At 64.3% G+C, this 17,464-nt stretch carries 17 protein-coding genes; 6 read left to right on the forward strand and 11 right to left on the reverse strand.

The features are described from left to right. Window position 1 precedes the first annotated feature (1 nt). Both E5162_RS03390 and E5162_RS03395 read left to right on the forward strand, forming a co-directional pair. A complete protein-coding gene (locus E5162_RS03390) occupies window positions 2-2,191 on the forward strand; it encodes an RNA degradosome polyphosphate kinase (RefSeq protein WP_135943527.1) in 2,190 nt (729 codons plus the stop codon). Continuing rightward, window positions 2,188-3,711: a Ppx/GppA family phosphatase gene (locus E5162_RS03395; RefSeq protein ID WP_135943528.1), complete on the forward strand. Its 1,524-nt coding sequence runs from the start codon at window positions 2,188-2,190 to the stop codon at window positions 3,709-3,711. The genes E5162_RS03390 and E5162_RS03395 overlap by 4 nt, the downstream gene beginning before the upstream one ends. Before the next feature lie 7 nt (window positions 3,712-3,718). On the opposite strand, the gene rnd is transcribed toward E5162_RS03395, so the two are convergent. From rnd to E5162_RS03415, 4 genes are read right to left on the reverse strand one after another with little or no spacing between them, the layout of a single operon-like run. Beyond that, complete coding sequence (rnd, locus tag E5162_RS03400) at window positions 3,719-4,876, reverse strand: ribonuclease D (protein WP_135943529.1); 1,158 nt, start codon at window positions 4,874-4,876, stop codon at window positions 3,719-3,721. 50 nt (window positions 4,877-4,926) lie between these two features. Further along, window positions 4,927-6,246 carry an MFS transporter gene (locus E5162_RS03405; protein ID WP_135943530.1) on the reverse strand — a complete coding sequence of 440 codons (1,320 nt, stop codon included), beginning with the start codon at window positions 6,244-6,246 and terminating at the stop codon, window positions 4,927-4,929. Further along, complete coding sequence (locus E5162_RS03410; protein WP_135943531.1) at window positions 6,243-6,956, reverse strand: lysophospholipid acyltransferase family protein; 714 nt, start codon at window positions 6,954-6,956, stop codon at window positions 6,243-6,245. The genes E5162_RS03405 and E5162_RS03410 overlap by 4 nt, the downstream gene beginning before the upstream one ends. 45 nt (window positions 6,957-7,001) lie before the next feature. Further along, window positions 7,002-7,604, reverse strand: a complete 603-nt coding sequence (locus tag E5162_RS03415; protein WP_135943532.1) for a TetR/AcrR family transcriptional regulator — start codon at window positions 7,602-7,604, stop codon at window positions 7,002-7,004. Window positions 7,605-7,776: 172 nt separating this feature from the next. Between E5162_RS03415 and E5162_RS03420 the strand changes: the two genes are divergently transcribed. Together E5162_RS03420 and E5162_RS03425 are read left to right on the forward strand one after the other, a co-directional pair. After that, window positions 7,777-9,432, forward strand: coding sequence for a DUF885 family protein (locus tag E5162_RS03420; protein WP_135943533.1), 1,656 nt, complete (start codon window positions 7,777-7,779; stop codon window positions 9,430-9,432). Window positions 9,433-9,582: 150 nt separating this feature from the next. After that, complete coding sequence (locus E5162_RS03425; RefSeq protein ID WP_135943534.1) at window positions 9,583-10,533, forward strand: class I SAM-dependent DNA methyltransferase; 951 nt, start codon at window positions 9,583-9,585, stop codon at window positions 10,531-10,533. Window positions 10,534-10,695: 162 nt separating this feature from the next. Here E5162_RS03425 and E5162_RS03430 read toward each other — a convergent pair whose 3' ends face one another. From E5162_RS03430 to E5162_RS03445, 4 genes are read right to left on the reverse strand one after another with little or no spacing between them, the layout of a single operon-like run. Beyond that, complete coding sequence (locus tag E5162_RS03430; RefSeq protein ID WP_135943535.1) at window positions 10,696-11,448, reverse strand: ABC transporter ATP-binding protein; 753 nt, start codon at window positions 11,446-11,448, stop codon at window positions 10,696-10,698. Window positions 11,449-11,458: 10 nt separating this feature from the next. Continuing rightward, entirely contained in the window at window positions 11,459-12,235 is a 777-nt protein-coding gene (locus E5162_RS03435; RefSeq protein WP_135943536.1) for an MlaE family ABC transporter permease, read from the reverse strand. Further along, complete coding sequence (alr, locus tag E5162_RS03440) at window positions 12,232-13,281, reverse strand: alanine racemase (RefSeq protein WP_158291185.1); 1,050 nt, start codon at window positions 13,279-13,281, stop codon at window positions 12,232-12,234. Before alr ends, E5162_RS03435 begins: the two co-directional genes overlap by 4 nt. Window positions 13,282-13,321: 40 nt before the next feature. Further along, entirely contained in the window at window positions 13,322-14,812 is a 1,491-nt protein-coding gene (locus E5162_RS03445) for a replicative DNA helicase (RefSeq protein WP_135943538.1), read from the reverse strand. A 146-nt stretch (window positions 14,813-14,958) separates the two neighbouring features. On the opposite strand from E5162_RS03445, the gene E5162_RS03450 reads away from it, so the two are divergent. Both E5162_RS03450 and E5162_RS03455 read left to right on the forward strand, forming a co-directional pair. Further along, window positions 14,959-15,528, forward strand: a complete 570-nt coding sequence (locus E5162_RS03450; RefSeq protein ID WP_206751027.1) for an RNA polymerase sigma factor — start codon at window positions 14,959-14,961, stop codon at window positions 15,526-15,528. Further along, complete coding sequence (locus E5162_RS03455; protein ID WP_135943539.1) at window positions 15,515-15,892, forward strand: DUF6768 family protein; 378 nt, start codon at window positions 15,515-15,517, stop codon at window positions 15,890-15,892. The genes E5162_RS03450 and E5162_RS03455 overlap by 14 nt, the downstream gene beginning before the upstream one ends. 88 nt (window positions 15,893-15,980) lie before the next feature. Here the strand turns inward: E5162_RS03455 and rplI are convergent, their stop codons facing one another. The 3 genes from rplI to rpsF are packed head-to-tail and all read right to left on the reverse strand — an operon-like array spanning window position 15,981 to window position 17,242. Further along, window positions 15,981-16,613: a 50S ribosomal protein L9 gene (rplI, locus tag E5162_RS03460; RefSeq protein WP_135943540.1), complete on the reverse strand. Its 633-nt coding sequence runs from the start codon at window positions 16,611-16,613 to the stop codon at window positions 15,981-15,983. Between the two features lie 12 nt (window positions 16,614-16,625). Further along, window positions 16,626-16,871: a 30S ribosomal protein S18 gene (gene rpsR, locus E5162_RS03465; protein ID WP_174234987.1), complete on the reverse strand. Its 246-nt coding sequence runs from the start codon at window positions 16,869-16,871 to the stop codon at window positions 16,626-16,628. A gap of 23 nt (window positions 16,872-16,894) precedes the next feature. Beyond that, the gene (gene rpsF, locus E5162_RS03470; RefSeq protein ID WP_135943542.1) at window positions 16,895-17,242 is read right to left on the reverse strand and encodes a 30S ribosomal protein S6; all 348 of its coding nucleotides are present in this window, start codon (window positions 17,240-17,242) and stop codon (window positions 16,895-16,897) included. Window positions 17,243-17,464: the final 222 nt, after the last annotated feature.

Raw genomic sequence — 17,464 nt, forward strand, 5'->3', positions numbered from 1 at the left:
CATGAACGACAGTGTGCCAGCCAGCTTTGCCGATCTCGATCTTGAAGCCTTCAAGTCCGATCCGCGCCGCTTCATCAATCGGGAGTTGTCCTGGCTGGAATTCAACTGGCGTGTGATGGAAGAGGCGGAAAATCCGTGCCACCCGCCGTTGGAGCGTCTGCGCTTTCTTTCGATTTCCGCCAGCAACCTCGATGAGTTCTACATGGTTCGCGTGGCTGGCCTGCGTGCCCAGGTCCGCAACGGTCTTGACCGTCCCGGGCAGGACGGGCTGACGCCGGCCGAGCAGCTGACCCAGATCAACGAGGCGGCAGGCAAGCTGATGGCGCGTCAACAGGATGTCTGGCGTGACATCTCCGCCCTCTTGAAAAAAGAGAGCGTGCAGATGCTGGACACCAAGGCGCTGACCGCAGCGGACACGGCCTGGCTCCGGGACGATTTTCTGGCCCACACCCTGCCGGTGATCACGCCGCTCGCCATCGATCCGGCGCACCCTTTCCCGTTCATCCCCAATCTGGGGTTCGCGATCGTTCTCAAGCTGAAGCGGGAGCGCGACGGCAAGGTGATGAACGCACTCATCCCCTTGCCTGCCGGGGTGAAGCGCTTCGTCGAACTTCCCGATAAGGGCAAGGATCGCAAGGGACGCGTCATAAAGCGCTATGTCGCGCTGGAAACGGTTCTCATCCTCTTCGTTGACGCGTTGTTTCCCGGCTACGAGCTTATGGGAAAAGGCGCTTTTCGTCTGATCCGCGACAGCGATATCGAAATTGAAGAAGAAGCCGAGGATCTGGTTCGCGAGTTCGAGCAGATGCTCAAGCAACGCCGCCGCGGTGTCCTGGTGCGCATCACGATCGAAGCGTCCATGCCTGAGGATTTGCGACGTTTCATCACTCAGCAGCTTCATGCCCAATCACAAGACATCGTCTTAATAGATGGAATTCTTGGGCTTTCCCAGCTTTCCCAGTTGATCGGCGATGATCGGCCGGATCTGAAATTCCCGCCTTACGAGCCGCGCTTTCCAGAACGGATCAAGGATTACGGCGGCGATACGTTTGCGGCGATCCGGGCCAAGGATCTGATTATCCACCATCCCTATGAGAGCTTCGACGCGGTGGTGACCTTCCTCGAACAGGCTGCCTCCGATCCCGATGTCATCGCGATCAAGCAGTCTCTCTATCGCACGTCGAAGAACTCACCCATCATCGCGGCCCTGATCGAGGCCGCCGAAGCGGGCAAGAACGTCACCGCGCTGGTCGAGCTCAAGGCGCGTTTTGACGAGGAGGCGAACCTGAAATGGGCTCGCGATCTGGAGCGCGCCGGGGTTCAGGTCGTCTACGGATTCATCGAGTACAAGACCCACGCCAAGGTCTCGCTCGTCGTTCGGCGAGAGGGCGGGGAGCTGCGTACCTACGCGCATTTTGGCACGGGCAATTACCACCCGATCACGGCAAGGGTCTACACAGACCTCTCGCTGTTTACGGCCGACCCGGCCTATGGCCGCGATGCAGGCCGCATCTTCAACTACGTCACCGGCTATGCCCGCCCGACCCAGCTTGAGAAGCTCGCCATCTCGCCCACCGGAATGAAGGAACTGATCCTTGCGAAATTCGATGCCGAAATAGCCAATGCCAAGGCCGGCAAGCCGGCGGCGGTCTGGGCGAAGATGAACTCGCTGGTCCACCCGGAAATCATCGACAAGCTCTATGAGGCCAGCCAGGCCGGCGTTCGCATCGAGCTCATCATCCGGGGGATTTGCTGCCTGCGTCCGGGCATTCCCGGCTTGTCGGAGAATATCCGGGTCAAATCCATCGTCGGCCGCTTCCTGGAGCATTCGCGCATCTGCTGCTTTGCCAATGGCGCGCCGATGCCGTCCAATCAGGCCCAGGTCTTCATCACGTCGGCCGACTGGATGCCGCGAAATCTCGACCGGCGCGTCGAGCAGCTCTGTCCGGTGGAGAACCCCACGGTGCACCGCCAGGTTCTCGATCAGATCATGGTCGCGAACCTGAATGACGAGGCGCAGAGCTGGTACATGAATCCGGACGGCACTTACACGCGGGTCGATACGACCGGCATGAAGAAGCCCTTCAGCGCCCATAGCTATTTCATGACCAATCCCAGCCTGTCCGGGCGCGGCGAGGCGCTCAAACACGATCAGCCGCCGGCGTTTCCCTATATCGGCGACCGGCGATGAGCACACTGGCCCAAGCCGATCTGCCGGCCGCCGATCACGCCGGGTCTGCCGCGCGCAATATCGCGGTGATCGACATCGGGTCCAACTCGATCCGGATGGTGCTGTTCCGGCTGGAGGGCCGGGCGCTCTTTCCCATGTTCAACGAGAAGACGATGGCGGGTCTGGGCCGCGGAGCGGGCGAGACGGGCCTGCTGAACCCGGAGGGCGTGGCTGCCGCCATCCGTACGTTGAAGCGCTTCAGAACGCTGCTCGATGCCAAGCAGGTGACCGAACGTCACGCCGTGGCGACCGCGGCCGTGCGCGCGACCACGGACGGGCCGGCATTCGTGGAGCGGGTCCGCGAGGAGTGCGGCCTCGAGATCCGCGTTCTGTCCGGGGAGGAAGAGGGACGTCTGTCAGCAGCCGGAGTTGTCGCCGGGATGGGCGATTGCGACGGCGTCACGGGCGACCTTGGCGGGTCAAGCCTGGAATTGACGCGCATTTCGGGCCGCGAGCTTGGCCCGGCTATCTCGCTTCAGGTCGGCCCGCTGGCCATGCTGAAGGACAACAGTGACCAGGAAGCGTTGCGCAAGGCGATAGACGACGCCCTGCGCAATGCCGAACCGGTCTTTCAGGGCTCGGGCCCGGTTTTCTACGCGGTCGGCGGCGCATGGCGGGCGTTCGCGCATCTGGCGATGGCCGGCGAGGACCACCCGCTCCATGTGCTGCACCAGTTTGAATTGTCGCGCGACGACGTCTTCAAGTACGCCGACTTCGCCGCGGCTCAGTCCGAAAGCTCGCTGTCCTCCACACCGGGTGTCTCCTCCAAGCGCGCGGCCATGCTGCCCTACGCCGCCCAGCTGCTGCGCCGGGTGATGAAGCTGGGCAAGTTCGAGCGCGTCGTGTTTTCGGCCAATGGCTTGCGCGAGGGTGTGATCTACGCGGCCGAGCCTCGTCTTTACCTCGAGGGCGACCCGCTTTTCGCCGCTGCGGAGGCGATGGTGTCCGCCGTGTCTCCGGAGCCTGCATTCGGTGTGCGCCTGGCCGAGTGGATCGAACCTGTGTTCGAGACCGAGCCGGAAATCTTCAGCCGGGACCGCGACCGGGTAGTCCGCGCTGCTGCCGCACGGCTCACAGATTACGGTGTGCGCATGCACCCCGATCACCGCGCTGACCTGGCCAGCAACCAGGTCCTGTTCGGACCGCTGAGCGGGATCAGTCACCGCGAGCGCGCCTTTCTGGCGCTGGCGATCCATCATCGCTACCAGGGCAAGAAGCCTCCGGGCGAAGAGAGCGCGTGCCGCCGGTTGCTGGACGATGAGGCCGAGGGTGCGGCGCTGCGCCTGGGCCTGGCCCTGCGCCTCGGAGCCGCGCTCTCGGGACGCACGGTAGAATTACTCGATCACTTTCGCCTTGAACGCACACCAAACGAGCTGGTGCTTCGGGTGGCCAAGGGAATGGAAGACACCGCGGTAGAGCGCGCGCTTCACCGGCTCGACCAGCTGGCCGGCGTGATGGATCTCAAGGCCGCGGTGCTGTGAACCCGGTCTAGTCTTCCAGCTCGATCGCCTCGACCTTGCCGTTCTCCAGCACCAGCGCGATCTCGCCGCGTTTCAGCTCGAGTGCGCGCTGTCCAAACACGGTGCGGCGCCAGCCTTTCAGCGCACCGACATCTGCCTCGTCATCGGCGGCGATCGCTTCGAGGTCGGGCACGGTGGCGATGAGGCGAGGGGCGACGCCTTCGTCCTCGGCAACGACTCGCAGGAAGACCTTCAGCAACTCGACGACCGGGCCGAGATTGGACGGCGGAGGACCGGATTTCGAGACTTTTGGCGCGTAGCTGTCCGCATTGTCCAGCGCAGCGTTCAATGCCTCGATCAGCCGTTCCGCGGGCTTGGAGCGTTCAAAGCCCTTGGGCACGGCACGCAGGCCGGTCAGCTGGTCGAGCTCGGTCGGCGCGGCATGGGCGAGCTCGTATAGACCGTCATCCTTGATGATGCGGTTGCGCGGAATATCCCGCGTCTGCGCCTCGCGTTCGCGCCAGGCGGCCGCCGCCCGCAATGCCGCCAGCCATTTCTTGGTCGTCTTGCGCAGTTTCAGGCGCTTCCAGGCCTGTTCAGGATCCATCCGGTAGGTGTCCGGGTTGGTGAGGGTCTTCATTTCCTCGCCGACCCAGTGTTCCCGGTTGCTCGTCTTCAGACGCGCCTGGAGCTTGGGGTAGAGGTCGCGCAGATGGGTCACGTCGGCGAGCGCATAGGTGAGCTGCTTCTCGCTCAGCGGGCGGCGCGACCAGTCGGTGAAGCGCGAGCCCTTGTCGATGGCACGGCCGAGCAATTCGCCGACCAGATTGTCGTAGGAGATCGAGTCGCCGAGCCCCACCGCCATCGCCGCAATCTGCGTGTCGAACAGGGGGTTGGGGATCAGCTCCCCGCCCTTGTGGAAGAAGATTTCCAGGTCCTGGCGGCAGGCGTGAAAGACCTTGACCACGGAGGTGTCGCGGAGCAGCTCGAAAAGCGGCTCCAGGTCGATCTCCTCGGAAAGCGGATCGATCAGCACCTCGGTCTCGCCGCCTGCTGCCTGGATCAGGCAGAGCTGGGGCCAGAACGTGGTTTCGCGCATGAACTCGGTGTCGAGCGCGACGAAATCGTTCTGGGCAAGGGCGTCGCAGGCGGCGGCAAGGTCGGAAGTCGTCGTGATGAGTTTCATGACTGGCCCGTTTAGCGCCGCCCGCGCGCTTTGGCGAGACGGGGGGTGGCCTAAAGCTGCTTTTGGTTTCGCCGCATCAGGCGCCAGATCGCGAAGGCCGCCGCTCCCGCCGAGACCAGGGCGATCGCCAGGAAGGCCGATTGCAGCGGAAGCGAGAAAATCCCGATTCCGGCAAGCGAGAACTGGCCCAGCGTCGCGGCCGCGGCGTTCAGGATGCCGCCGGCGGCCAGCAGGCGCCCCCGATACTCGGCCGGGGCGCGGTGTTGTGCCATGGCCTGCAAGGGGACCACGAACAGGCCGGCCGAAATCGCCGACAGGCCGAGATCGATCAGAATGCGCCAATTGGCCGAGTCGCGTGCGAACGTGACCGCATCGACCAGCTCGCCCGGTGTGCGCCCGGCCGTCTGCAGCGCGATATCCACCGGAAAGATCACAAGGCCGATTGCGCCGGCAATCGTGAAGGCGAGCGCGTCCTCGCCGCGGCTCAGCAGCCCGCAGGCCACGGCGCCGAGGGCGGCGCCCAGCGTGAAGATCACCGTGAAGAGCAGGACCACGCTTTCGTCCGCGCTCAGAACCTCCAGGGCGAACAGGGGCATCAGCGTGATGATGGAGGCGGCCAGCATCCAGAACCAGGCCGCGCCGAGCAACGGGCGGAGCACGGCCGGCATGGTCGCGGCGAAACGCAGGATGCGCCAGGTGACCGCCGCGATATTCCACTCGATCTTCAGATCCGGATTGCTGGCCGGTGCCGGGCTGCCCTGGCGCATCACGATCCAGCCGATGACCGCGATGGTAACGAGAATGACCGAGATCGCGGCAGGTCCGGACATGGCCTGATCGCCCAGCGTGACCCCCTGGACCGCCAGGACCGTGCCCAGCCCGGCTCCGATCAGGATGGCGATGTTCAGACTGCCGGACACCATCGCATTGCCGGAGACCAGCTCGCGTCCCGTCAGCAGGGTAGGCAGGGCAGAGTTGCGCGCCGGGGCAAAGAAGGCCGACTGGGTCCCCATCAGAAAGAGTACGCCCAGCAGGATGAGCGGCTGATTGAGCAGGAAGCCCGCGGCCGCCCCGATCATCAGGAATATTTCCGCAAACTTGGCGAAGCGCATGATCTTCGTGCGGTCGTAGCGGTCGGCGACCTGACCGGCGACGCCGGAGAACAGGAAGATCGGCAAGGTCAGCATGGTCGCGGCAATGGGCACCATCAGCCCCCGGTCGAGTCCGAATACCGATAATCCCTGATACGTGGCCAGCGTGACCAGCGCGTAGCGAAACAGGTTGTCGTTGAAGGCCCCGAGCGCTTGCGCGCTCATCAGAGGCAGGAAGCGGCGCTGAGCCAGCAGGGAGGCCGCAATCTTCAGGCTCATCGGATCAGTCCTTGTGCAACGAGGGCATCGGTGCGCGTTTCGATCCGGCGCTCCAGCTCGCTCATGAAGTCCTCTTTGTCGCGTCCCGGAGCGATGGGTTCCAGGAATTCGACGGTAACCGTACCGGGCGTTTTCGCGTAGCTCTGGCGGTCCCAGGCGAGACCGAGATTGGTGGCGACAGGAACGCAGGGCCGCTCCAGACGGTCATAGAGATGGAAGACGCCGGAGCGGTAGCGGTGTTTCTCGCCGGGGGCGGAGAGATTGCCCTCCGGGTAGATCAGGACATGGCGGCCCTCATTGCGCAGGCGGGCAATGCCGCCATTGAGGACCTCTTGCGCGCGTTCGCCGCCCTGGTTGGACAGAACGATCGCCCCGGCCTTCTTCAGGATCGGTCCGACGAGCGGGAATTTGTACAGATGGTCCCCAGCCACGAAGCCGAGATGCTGGATCGTCGCCAGCATGACGAAGCCATCCCCCCAGCTCTGGTGCTTGGCCCCGAATACGCAGGGCTCGTCGGGGATATTCTCCTGTCCGCGTACGTCGATGCGAACGCCCGCCAGATACCGCAACGCGGCGACCTGGGTTGAACCGTAAAGCCACAGACCCCAGCCCAGCGGGCGCTTGCCGGGCAGGGCGGCAAGCAGCAGGCAGAAGATGGCGAAGAAGAGTGTCGTGATCCAGTAGGCCACGAAAAAGGCGGCGGCGCGCATGGCGTCGTCTCCAGTTCTGTTTCAAGGAAAAGAGCAGGGCGGTCGTCAGACCGTGCGCAGCACCAGCAGCGCGGCATCGGCCAGGCGATCGGCCATGGTGGTCATCTGCACGTCAAAGCGTCCGACCATGCGGTGGGCGGTCGGCTGCAGGACGACGCCGAGCGCGGCGGCAGCCTTGATTTCGGGATCGCCCTTGGGAAGATCGCCGGCTTCCATCGCGCCTTTCAGGCGTCCGGCAATCAGACCGACAGGGTCCGGGCAGCCTGGACGTGCCTCGACACCGAAGCGGTGCATGTGGGTGAGGTGATAGGCGAACAGGTCCGGATCGTCGTCGGCCGCCTCGCAATAGACGCGCACCACACGCCGCACCGCATCCTCAAATCCGTACGCCTCTGCCAACGCGCATTCGAGCAGGTTGTAGAGGCGCACATGGATTGTCTCGAACAGGGCGACGGCCAGCGCATCCTTGCTCTTGTAGTAGCGGTACATCGCTCCGTCGGAGATACCGGCGGCACCGGCCACCGACTTGATGGATACGGCGTCCACGCCTTCGCGGGCAAACAGTTCCAGCGCAGCGCGCTCGACGCGGGCCTTCAAGTTTCCGGCATTGGCGGTTACGCCGCGCCGCGCTTCAGTCTCGTGAGCCATGATGCGTCCCTCTCAAGCCGTGTGAATGAACATTCACTTACTGGAGGGTGTTTGCCTTATCCGATTTGTGTCGTCAAGAATGAATGTTCATTTACGCAAGATTTTTTGAGTTTCGCTTGATTTTTAAAGCGCCAGCTTGTCCGCTGGACCCGATCAAGCGGGGGAGAAAATCATGAGAATCAGAAATTTGGCCGTCGGGCTCTTCCTGCCCGCCATCGCGGCACTGGCGCTCGCGATACCGGCTCACGCCCTTCAGGGCCCGCCGCGGGGCGAGGGCGATTATGACAGCTTTGTCGCGCTCTTCTCCCAATTCGAGGCCTGGGCGGATGAGACGCCAGGCTCGGACCCCCGTGTGCCGGATTATTCCGATGACGTTGTCGGCGATCGGATCGACGACCTCAGCGACTTCCAGGCGCAGTTGTCCGACATGAATGTCGCCGCATGGGAGAGGGCGCACCAGGCCGAATACCTCGCCGTGCGCGCCAGGATGGATGAAGCCGAGTTCTGGTTGCGCGTATCGCGGCCCTTCGAACGCGATCCGGGCTATTATGTCGACCGGATGTTGCGCCCCGCCTTTACAGAGCTGCCCGTGGAGGGTGAGTCGCTGGAGACCTTGCAGGCGCGCCTGAACGCGATTCCTGTCCTGGTCGAGGTTGGCGAACGTAATCTGGACGCGGTGGCAGCCGACTATGCCGATCTGGCGCTGCACAATCTGACCACAGCCGACGGGGTGGGTCACGGTCATCCCTATCGCGAGGTGCCGCCGGCCGGCGTAATCGGCTGGTACGAGGACCTGCTTGGCCGCGCACAGACCGCACAGCCCGGCCTCGTTCCCGAGATCGAAGCGGCGCTGTCATCTGTGCGCGAGTTTCACGCCTGGTTGCTCGAACGCCGGCCCGCGATGACTGCGGATGCGGGCGTGGGTGAAGCGCGCTTCGACTGGTACGTGAAGAACGTCAAGCTCCTGCCCTGGACGTCCGCCGAAATCGTGACATTGGGCGAGCGCGAAATCGACCGGCTCTGGGCGTTTTACGCATTGGAACGCCATCGCAACCGCGACCTGCCTGAGCTGGAGCCGGCGCAATCGCGCGAGGCCTATCACGCACGCATCGCCGAGACCGATGCCGATATCCGCGCCTTTCTGGAAGATCACGACATCATCACCATCCCCGATCATATCGGTGAACTCGATTTCAACGTGCCCTGGATCGAGCGGCCGGGCGGACGCAATTTCTGGGAAGAGATCCAGTACCGGGATCCGAGCCCCGATCATTTTCACGCCGTCATCCCCGGCCACCGTTTCGACGCGCTGATGGTGCCCGAACACCCGGTGCGTGAGCACATTGCCGATGGCGTTCGCGCCGAGGGCTGGGCCACCTATCTGGAGGAGGCAATGGTCCAGGCGGGCTTCTTCGAGGATCGGCCGCGCGCCCGCGAACTCATCTACATCTTCGGCATATTCCGCGCCGCACGCGTGCCCGCGGATGTGTGGCTGCAAACCAACCGGATGAGTGCGGAGGAGGCGGTGGCCTACTGGCGGGAGCTGACGCCGTATCTTGATGAAGACGTCGCCCGGGTCGACGCGGAAATCTATCTGCGCCGCCCGCCGGGCTACGGGCTCGGCTATCAGATCGGAGCCCTGCAGATGCAGCAATTGCTCGCGGACAGACGCCGCCAGCTTGGTGACGACTTCTCGCTGCGCGAGTTCCACGACGACTTCCTCGCCCATGGCCGGCTGCCGCTCGCTCTGATCCGCTGGGAAATGACCGGCCTGGACGACGAGGTGTCTGACCTTTGGGAGCACGAGCCGATCCCGGGCTTCCAGTAGGGCGAGTGACGCTGCGGCAAAGCCGATTGACAGGGGCCCCGGCGCGGCTCTAATGCGCGCCCGATGCACGCGGCGTTTCCCGATTGTGCAGCGTCTCTCCGCCGCGTGGCCATGGTCGGCCAATGAGCGGACTCCTTGGAAGTTGCCCTCATGGCTGCGAAGCCGTTTTTCTCTGCCGACCCGGCGGCCGACAGGCGTGCGGCTTTTGCCGACGCCCTGGCCGCCGATGGCGACCTGCCCGGTGCCATCGAGGTGCTGACCGGCGCCCTGGAGCGTGTCCCCGGCTGGGCCGCGGGCTGGTACCGGCTGGGTGAGTATTGTGAGCGCGCCGGACAACGCGATGCGGCGGTGCAAGCGTTCGCCCGGGCCGTCGACGCCGACCCGGCCGATGCGCTGGGGGCTGGGATGAAGCGCGACCTCCTGAGTGCCGCGCCGGTATGCGAATCCATGCCGGCCGCCTTCGTCGAGCTTCTCTTCGATCAATATGCGCCGCGCTTCGAGACGTCGCTCGTCGGCCAGCTGGGCTATCGCGGCCCGGAGCTCCTGTTCGCTCAGCTGGCCTCGGCAGGATTCACACGGGCGCAGCGAGCTCTGGATCTCGGGTGCGGCACGGGGTTGATGGGCGAGGTCCTGCGCCCTCATTGCGACACGCTCATCGGCATGGATATCTCGCAGGCCATGTTGGACCAGGCTCGCGCGAAGCATGTGTATGACCGGTTGGAGAAGACCGACATCGCAGCGCTCGAGATCGCCCCTGACCGGTATGATCTGATTGTGGCCGCCGACGTGTTCGCCTATCTCGGCGCCCTGGAACGCATCATCGCCTGGTGTGTGGCCTCGCTTGTGCCCGGTGGCCGGCTCGCCTTCACGGTGGAGGCCGGCGAGGCTCCGGTCGCGCTCAGGGAGAGCCGGCGCTTTGCCCATTCCTCTGAGTATATTGCGGACCTGTTGGGCCAGGCCGGGTTTGCCGGTGTCGACATGACGCCCTGCGTGCTGCGCCGCGACCGCGGTGCCGACATCGCCTCTCTCTGCGTCTGCGCAAGTCTGCCCATCCTCACTCCCGACCGGGAGGATGACGGCGAGGCGCAGGTCTGCGCGTGAGGTGACGAGAGGCACCGCGAGCTTCTCCTCCGCTGGGCGCGGGTCGTTTAGATTAGGTCTTCAGGCGCGGCCGCGTCTTCGCGGCCCGGCCCTGCACAGTCGCCTGACGGGCGGGGCCGCGTGATAGTCGTGATAGGAGTAGGAGTCGGGAAAGCCGGACTCTCAGCCTTCGGGCGAATAGCGCCCGGCGACGAAGTCGCACACGGTGGGGTTCTCGCAGGAATCCACCCCTTCAAGGTCACCGTGCCAGAGGATATTGCCGTCCCGGATCATGGCCACCTCGTCCGCGATGGCGCGCATGGACGCCATGTCGTGCGTGATCGTCACGGCGGTGGCGCCCAGCGTCTTGACCTGGCGCACGATGAGCTGATTGATCAGGTCTGCAGTGACCGGATCCAGCCCCGTCGTGGGCTCGTCGAAGAAGAGTATGTTCGGCTTGCCAACGACGGCCCGGGCGAGCGCAACGCGTCGCTGCATGCCGCCGGACAGCTCGGCAGGGCGCCGGTCGGCGATGTCGGCCTCAAGGTCGACCTGGTCGAGCGCAGCGATGGCGCGTTCCTTGGCTTCGCCCTTTTTGACGTGCTCGGCATGGAGCAGGCGAAACGACACATTTTCCCAGACGGACAGCGAGTCAAACAGCGCGCCGGACTGGAACAGCATACCGATCTGCTGGACCCCGGGATCGTTCTCGCGCCCGTACTCGACCGCTTCGCCGTCGATCTCGACGCTGCCTGAATCGGGACGCAGCAGGCCCAGGGCGAGCTTGATCGTGACCGATTTGCCCGTGCCCGATCCGCCAATGATGACCAGCGACCGCCCCTCATAGGCGACCAGGTCGAGGCCTTCGAGCACGGTCTTGCGCCCAAAGCTCTTGGTCACGGATTTCCAGGCAATCTTGATGGTCTCGTCCCGCATGATCGCTCCGTCAGACAAACCAGGAGGTGAGCAGGAAGTTCGCCGCAAAGATCAACACGGCTGCGCCCACGACCGCATTCGTCGTGGCCCGGCCAACGCCCTGCGCGCCGCCCGCGGCATTGTAGCCGTGATAGCAACCCATGACCGTCAGGAGGAAGCCGAAGACGGTCGCCTTGATCAGGCCGGAGACGACATCCCAGCGGGTCAGGATATCGACGGTATTCTGCACGTAGATCGCCCCGTCAAACCCCAGCGAGGTGGTCGATACGGCAAATCCGCCGAGGACACCGATCACATTCGCGATCGCGACCAGGATGGGCAGGACCAGCACTCCGGCCAGGACGCGCGGGGCGATGAGGTATCGCATCGGATCGGTGGACAGGGTGTGCAGCGCATCGATCTGTTCGGTGGCGCGCATTGCGCCGATTTCGGCTGCAATGCCTGCCGAGACGCGTCCGGCCAGCATCAGCGCCGCGATCACCGGACCGAGTTCACGCACGATGCCGAGCGCGACAATATTGGGCACGAAGGATTCGGCATTGAAGCGCGACCCGCCCGTGTAGATGTTCAGGGCCAGCGCTCCGCCGGTGAAGATCGCGGTCAGGCCCACCACGGGCAGGGACAGAAAGCCGATTCGCCAGATCTGGCTGAGGAGCTGACCAAGGAAATAGGGCGGACGCACCATGGCGAAGACAGCCGCAGCGGCAAACAGGGTGATGGCGCCGGCACTGCGCATGAGTGCAAGCACGCCTCGGCCCGTGGCCCGGAAAGGATTTGGCAGGCTCATCGATCGCTTTCGTATACGCGCGTCAGGCGGCTGCCAAGCCGCGTGAGGAGTTCATAGCCGATCGTTCCCGCGGCGGCCGCTGTTTCATTCAGTGCGCTTGCGAGGAAGCGCACCCTGTCGCCTGGCTTGAGTTGACCCGGGACCGCGCTGACATCGACGACGCTGAGGTCCATGGAGACGCTTCCGAGCAGGGGTATGCGTGTATTCCCGATCCGCCCGGCCGCTCCTGGCGAGGTAGCGCGCAGGAAGCCGTCGGCATATCCCAGCGCGAGCGTGGCGGTCAGCATTGCGCGGTCGGCCGTGACCTGGGCGCCATACCCTATGGTCTCGCCTGCCGCGATCTCGCGCAGCTGCAGGATGGGCGCTTCGATAGCGACGACCGGTTCGAACGGTCCTCCGGACGTGTTGGCCGGGTGGGCGCCATACAGTCCGATCCCGGGCCGGACGAGGTCGAAATGATACGCTTCGCCCAACAGAACCGCGCCGGTATTGGCAAGGCTCGCGCGGCAGGGTGGCAATCGGCGCACAATGTCGGCGAAACGATCTCGTTGGGCGCCATTCTTGGGGTGGTCAGGCGCTTCTGCGCAGGCGAGGTGACTCATGATCAGGCGAAGATCGAGTCCGGCCAGCGTGGAGGCGCCGGCGATGAGTTCCTCGGTCTCTCTGGATGAAAGACCCAGACGATTCATGCCGGTATCGAAATGGATCGCGCAGGCGCCGCCGCCATCGGCTCGGAACGCCTCGATCTGGTCGGCGCTGTTCAGGACCGGGATCAGGCGGGCCGACACGATCCGCGCACGCTCGCCCGGCCAGTAGCCGTGAAAGACGAAGATTTCCGCCTCGAGCCCGGGCAGGGCTTTGCGTAATGCCTCTCCCTCGCGTGCCGTGGCCACAAAGAAGGTCCGGCATCCTTCCTTCGCCAGGCGAGGGGCGACCTGGGCGGCGCCGAGACCATAGGCATCGGCCTTCACCACGCCGGCGACCTGTGCCCCGCCGGCCAGACGGCACAATGTGCCGTAGTTTCGCGCAATCGCGTCGAGATCCACGATCAGCCGCGGATCCGGAGAGGCGACGGCATGAGCGGGATTAATCGTAGTTGTTATCGTACCGCCCCGTATCTTCGAGGTCGGAGAACTTCGTGCGCTCGGGGTCGAAGGCGACCTTGACCGACCCGATGGGACCGTGGCGCTGCTTGCCGATGATGACTTCGGCCTGATTGCGGATCTCGCGCATTTCGTCTTCCCATTTCAGGTGCTCTTCGGTGCCCTCGCGAGGCTCGAGGCGTTCCAGATAATAGGCTTCGCGGTAGACGAACAGAACCGCGTCCGCATCCTGTTCGATCGAGCCGGATTCGCGAAGGTCCGATAGCTGGGGCTTCTTGTCTTCGCGCTGTTCAACCTGGCGGGATAGCTGAGACAGGGCAATCACGGGCACATCCAGTTCCTTCGCCAGCGCTTTGAGAGACTGGGTGATCTCGGAGACTTCCTGGACCCGGCTGTCGGCGCGCGAGTTCGAGGTCGTGATGAGCTGAAGATAGTCGATCACGATAAGATCGAGCCCGTGCATGCGCTTGAGGCGGCGTGCTCGCGCGGCGAGGGCACCGATGGAGATGCCACCGGTGTCGTCGATATAGAGCGGACAGTCCTGGATCTGCTCGACCGCGTCGCGAATGTCTTCATATTGCGCCGCGTCGATCCGGCCCTGGCGGATATGATAGCCGGAAATACCCGTGTAGTCCGCAATGAGGCGGGTTGCGAGCTGTTCGCCGCTCATCTCCAGCGAGAAGAAGCCGACAACGCCGCCTTCAACCGTCTTGCGGGTGCCGTCGGCCAGCTCGTCGGCCTTGTAGTTGCGCGCGACGGAGAAGGCGATGTTGGTCGCGAGCGCGGTCTTACCCATCGAGGGCCGTCCCGCGAGGATCAGGAGGTCGGACGGGTGGAGCCCGCCGAGCTTGGCATCGAGCGTTTTCAACCCGGTCGACGTGCCCGACAATCCGCCCCCGCGCTTGTAGGCGGCCTCGGCCATCGCGACGGAGTCGCCCAGCGCCTGCGCGAAGGGCATGAAGCCCTTGGAAGCCGCACCGCTCTCTGCGAGCCGGAAGAGCGAGCGCTCGGCGCTCTCGATGAGGTTCTTGGCCTCGTCCTCGACACCGGCGTCCATCGCAGTCTTGGTAATTTCCGACCCGATGGTGATCAGGGCCCGGCGCAGTGCGAGATCGTAGACGATACGCGCGTATTCCGGGGCAGCCGCAGGATCGGGCGCCTCTCGCATGAGATCTGCAAGATAGACCGAGCCGCCGATTTCCTTCAGGCCCTCGTCGCGCTCGAACCTGTTCTTGAGCACGACGGCGTCGGCCAGCTGGCCTTGCTGGATCAGCTTGGTCGCCGCTTCGTAAATCCGCCCATGGACGGGGTCGTAAAAATGGGTTGCGCGCAGCCAGTCGGCGACACGGTGGAAAATGTCGTTCTCGTACAACAGAGCGCCAAGAAAGGCCTGCTCGGCTTCGATATTGTGCGGCGGGGTGAGGCTGTGGCGGTCGTCCGGCCCCGCATCATGATGAGTAAGTTCAGCGGTCATGGGGAGGGTTCTACCCGACACGCGCCGTCTGTGCAGCTTCGGGTTCTTCACACGAGGCAGTGCTTTGTGGATCGCTGTGGAAAATCGAATCCCGATTGAACCGTCTGGCGTTTCGGACGCACCCTCCCATCAAAAGGAGGCCCATCGTGTCTTCATCGCGAGATGCCGAACGCAGCCTGGACGCCTACCTGCTGGCAGAGATACGCCTCGGCGATCGCGGTGCTCTGGATATGCTGGTGCGCCGGTGGACGCCGAAGATGACGGCGCACGCCTGGCGTTTGCTGGGCGAGCGCGAACCGGCGCGTGACGCGGTGCAGGAGAGCTGGACCCAGGCGCTGCGCGGGCTTGCACGTCTGAAGGAGGACCGGGCCTTCGCGGTCTGGATCCTGCGCATCGTGACGCGCCAGTGCGCGGCCCACATCAAGCTCCGCCAGCGCGACCGCGCTCTGGCCGAGCGCGAGGCGCGCGAACCGCGGGAGACCGGGGCAGGAAGCCGTGCCGAGCTCGCGCCGGATCAGGCTCGGGTCCGCGAGGCGCTGGCCAGCCTGCCCCCGGCACAGAGTGCGGCGATCGCGCTCTTTTACTTGCAGGATATGACCATTGCGGAAGTCGCGGTGGCCCTGGACGTGCCGGCGGGCACGGTGAAGACCCGCCTGATGCATGCGCGCGAAAAACTGCGCGCCTTTCTGGAAGGAGAGATCGATGAGCGATCTTGACGAGATGATTCGTAACGCACTCGACGATGAGGAGCAGGGGTTGTTGCATGAACTCGAACGCGAACCGGGCTTTTTCGAGCGCGCCTTCGGCACATTCGCTGGGCCCGCCGGGTGGGCCAATCTCATTCTCATGGTCGCCCAGGCCGTATTCTTCATAGCCGGCGTTTGGTTCGCCTGGGTTTTCTACCAGCAGGACAGCGTGATCGAGGCGCTGCGCTGGGGCTTGCCCGCGCTGGTGCTGCTGATCGTCGCGCCGGTGCTGAAAATGGGCCTGATGCCGGTAATGGAGGGCCAGAAGCTCGCCCGCGACATCCGGCGGCTGGAACTGCGGATCGAGCGCTTGCGGGGCGATCAGGCCGGTTAGAGCCCGCCCCTTACATGAGGCCGAAAAAAGGGCGGCCGGAAAACCGGCCGCCCTCTTCTTATTATCACGACTATCACGGGAGGCCGGCTTACGCCTTGTCTTCCTCGTCCGCGCTGGCTTCGGCGTCGTCAGCCTCGCCGTCGTCTTCGTCACTCAGCTCGTCCGGCTCGGCACCGGCTTCGAAGAGCTGCGCGGCCTGGGCTTCGGCCAGGGCGCGGTCCTCTTCGGCCGCCGAGGCGATCACGTCCTCGCCGGTCGCCTGACGCTCGGCCTCTTCGGGCGTACGCGCCACGTTGATCGTCACGGTCACATCGACATCGGCGTGCAGGACCAGGCGCACTTCGTGCAGGCCCAGCGTCTTGATGGCGGTGTTCAGATCGACCATGCCGCGAGACACGGTGTACTCTTCGGTGGAGGCTGCCTCGGCGATATCGCGCGTGGAGACCGACCCGTAGAGCTGGCCGCTTTCGGACGCCTGCCGGATCAGCACGAATTTCGCGCCGTCCAGGTGGGAGCCTTCCTCGCGGGCCTTCTGGGCACGCTCTTCATTGCGCTTTTCAAGGATTTCACGCTCGCGCTCGAAGCGGGCGAGATTGTCCTTGGTGGCGCGAAGGGCCTTTTCCTGCGGCAGCAGGAAGTTGCGGGCAAAGCCCGCTTTGACGTCAACCACGTCGCCGATGGCGCCGAGCTTGTCGACACGTTCAAGAAGAACGACTTGCATTGCGCTCTCTCCTTAATCGACGGCGTAGGGCAGGAGACCCAGGAAGCGGGCACGCTTGATGGCGCGAGCCAGTTCACGCTGCTTCTTCTGGGACACCGCGGTGATGCGCGACGGCACGATCTTGCCACGCTCGGACATGTAGCGCTGAAGCAGCCGCACGTCCTTGTAATCGATCTTCGGCGCATCATCGCCGGAGAACGGGCAGACCTTGCGGCGGCGCGTGAAGGCGCGGCGCGCGGGAACATTGGAAATCGACATATCAGCCATGATTCAAATCTCCTTTAGCGCGGCTTGCGCTTGCGGTCGTCACCCTTGCGAAGGATCGCGGAGGGTTCCTCGGAGAGCTCGTCGACCTTGATCGTCATGTGACGCATGACGTCGTCGGCATAGCGCTGGCGGTAGTCCAGGGCGTCGAGCACCTTGTTGCCGGCTTCCATGTCGATATAGCCGTAATGGCCCTTGCGGTTCTTGTTGATCCGGTAGGCGAGGGTGCGAAGCCCCCAGTATTCGGTCTTGTTGACCGTGCCACCGTTTTCCTCGACGAGGGTCTTGAGGTCCTCGAGGAGGCTTTCGGCCTGCGCCGGGGAAATATCCGGGCGGGCCACGAACGTGTGTTCGTACTTAGCCATATATATGACCCTTCTGTCTGTGGGCTGCGGCGCGTCGGGTCCGAAGGGCCGGACCGTCCACGATGGCTCCGAGCGCGCCCATGCCGCACCATGCAACAGGGGTTGAACGAACGGACCGCAGACCGGTGAAGGCGCGGGATATACGGGAAATGAGGAGAGCGGGCAAGGCCGCTGCGCTTTTGCAGGCGATACCAATATCTGGTAGCTTCGGACTCTCGACAA

The sequence above is a fragment of the Marinicauda pacifica genome (assembly GCF_004793635.1).
GTDB lineage: Bacteria > Pseudomonadota > Alphaproteobacteria > Caulobacterales > Maricaulaceae > Marinicauda > Marinicauda pacifica.

Coding starts and splice junctions, on each gene's coding strand:
- E5162_RS03455 (WP_135943539.1), top strand. CDS start 15,515: ATGAGCGATCTTGACGAGATGATTCGTAACGCACTCGACGATGAGGAG.
- rpsR (WP_174234987.1), bottom strand. CDS start 16,871: ATGTCGATTTCCAATGTTCCCGCGCGCCGCGCCTTCACGCGCCGCCGC.
- E5162_RS03435 (WP_135943536.1), bottom strand. CDS start 12,235: ATGAGCCTGCCAAATCCTTTCCGGGCCACGGGCCGAGGCGTGCTTGCA.
- rplI (WP_135943540.1), bottom strand. CDS start 16,613: ATGCAAGTCGTTCTTCTTGAACGTGTCGACAAGCTCGGCGCCATCGGC.
- E5162_RS03395 (WP_135943528.1), top strand. CDS start 2,188: ATGAGCACACTGGCCCAAGCCGATCTGCCGGCCGCCGATCACGCCGGG.
- rpsF (WP_135943542.1), bottom strand. CDS start 17,242: ATGGCTAAGTACGAACACACGTTCGTGGCCCGCCCGGATATTTCCCCG.
- E5162_RS03390 (WP_135943527.1), top strand. CDS start 2: ATGAACGACAGTGTGCCAGCCAGCTTTGCCGATCTCGATCTTGAAGCC.
- E5162_RS03405 (WP_135943530.1), bottom strand. CDS start 6,246: ATGAGCCTGAAGATTGCGGCCTCCCTGCTGGCTCAGCGCCGCTTCCTG.
- E5162_RS03410 (WP_135943531.1), bottom strand. CDS start 6,956: ATGCGCGCCGCCGCCTTTTTCGTGGCCTACTGGATCACGACACTCTTC.
- E5162_RS03420 (WP_135943533.1), top strand. CDS start 7,777: ATGAGAATCAGAAATTTGGCCGTCGGGCTCTTCCTGCCCGCCATCGCG.
- E5162_RS03415 (WP_135943532.1), bottom strand. CDS start 7,604: ATGGCTCACGAGACTGAAGCGCGGCGCGGCGTAACCGCCAATGCCGGA.
- E5162_RS03430 (WP_135943535.1), bottom strand. CDS start 11,448: ATGCGGGACGAGACCATCAAGATTGCCTGGAAATCCGTGACCAAGAGC.
- rnd (WP_135943529.1), bottom strand. CDS start 4,876: ATGAAACTCATCACGACGACTTCCGACCTTGCCGCCGCCTGCGACGCC.
- E5162_RS03425 (WP_135943534.1), top strand. CDS start 9,583: ATGGCTGCGAAGCCGTTTTTCTCTGCCGACCCGGCGGCCGACAGGCGT.
- E5162_RS03445 (WP_135943538.1), bottom strand. CDS start 14,812: ATGACCGCTGAACTTACTCATCATGATGCGGGGCCGGACGACCGCCAC.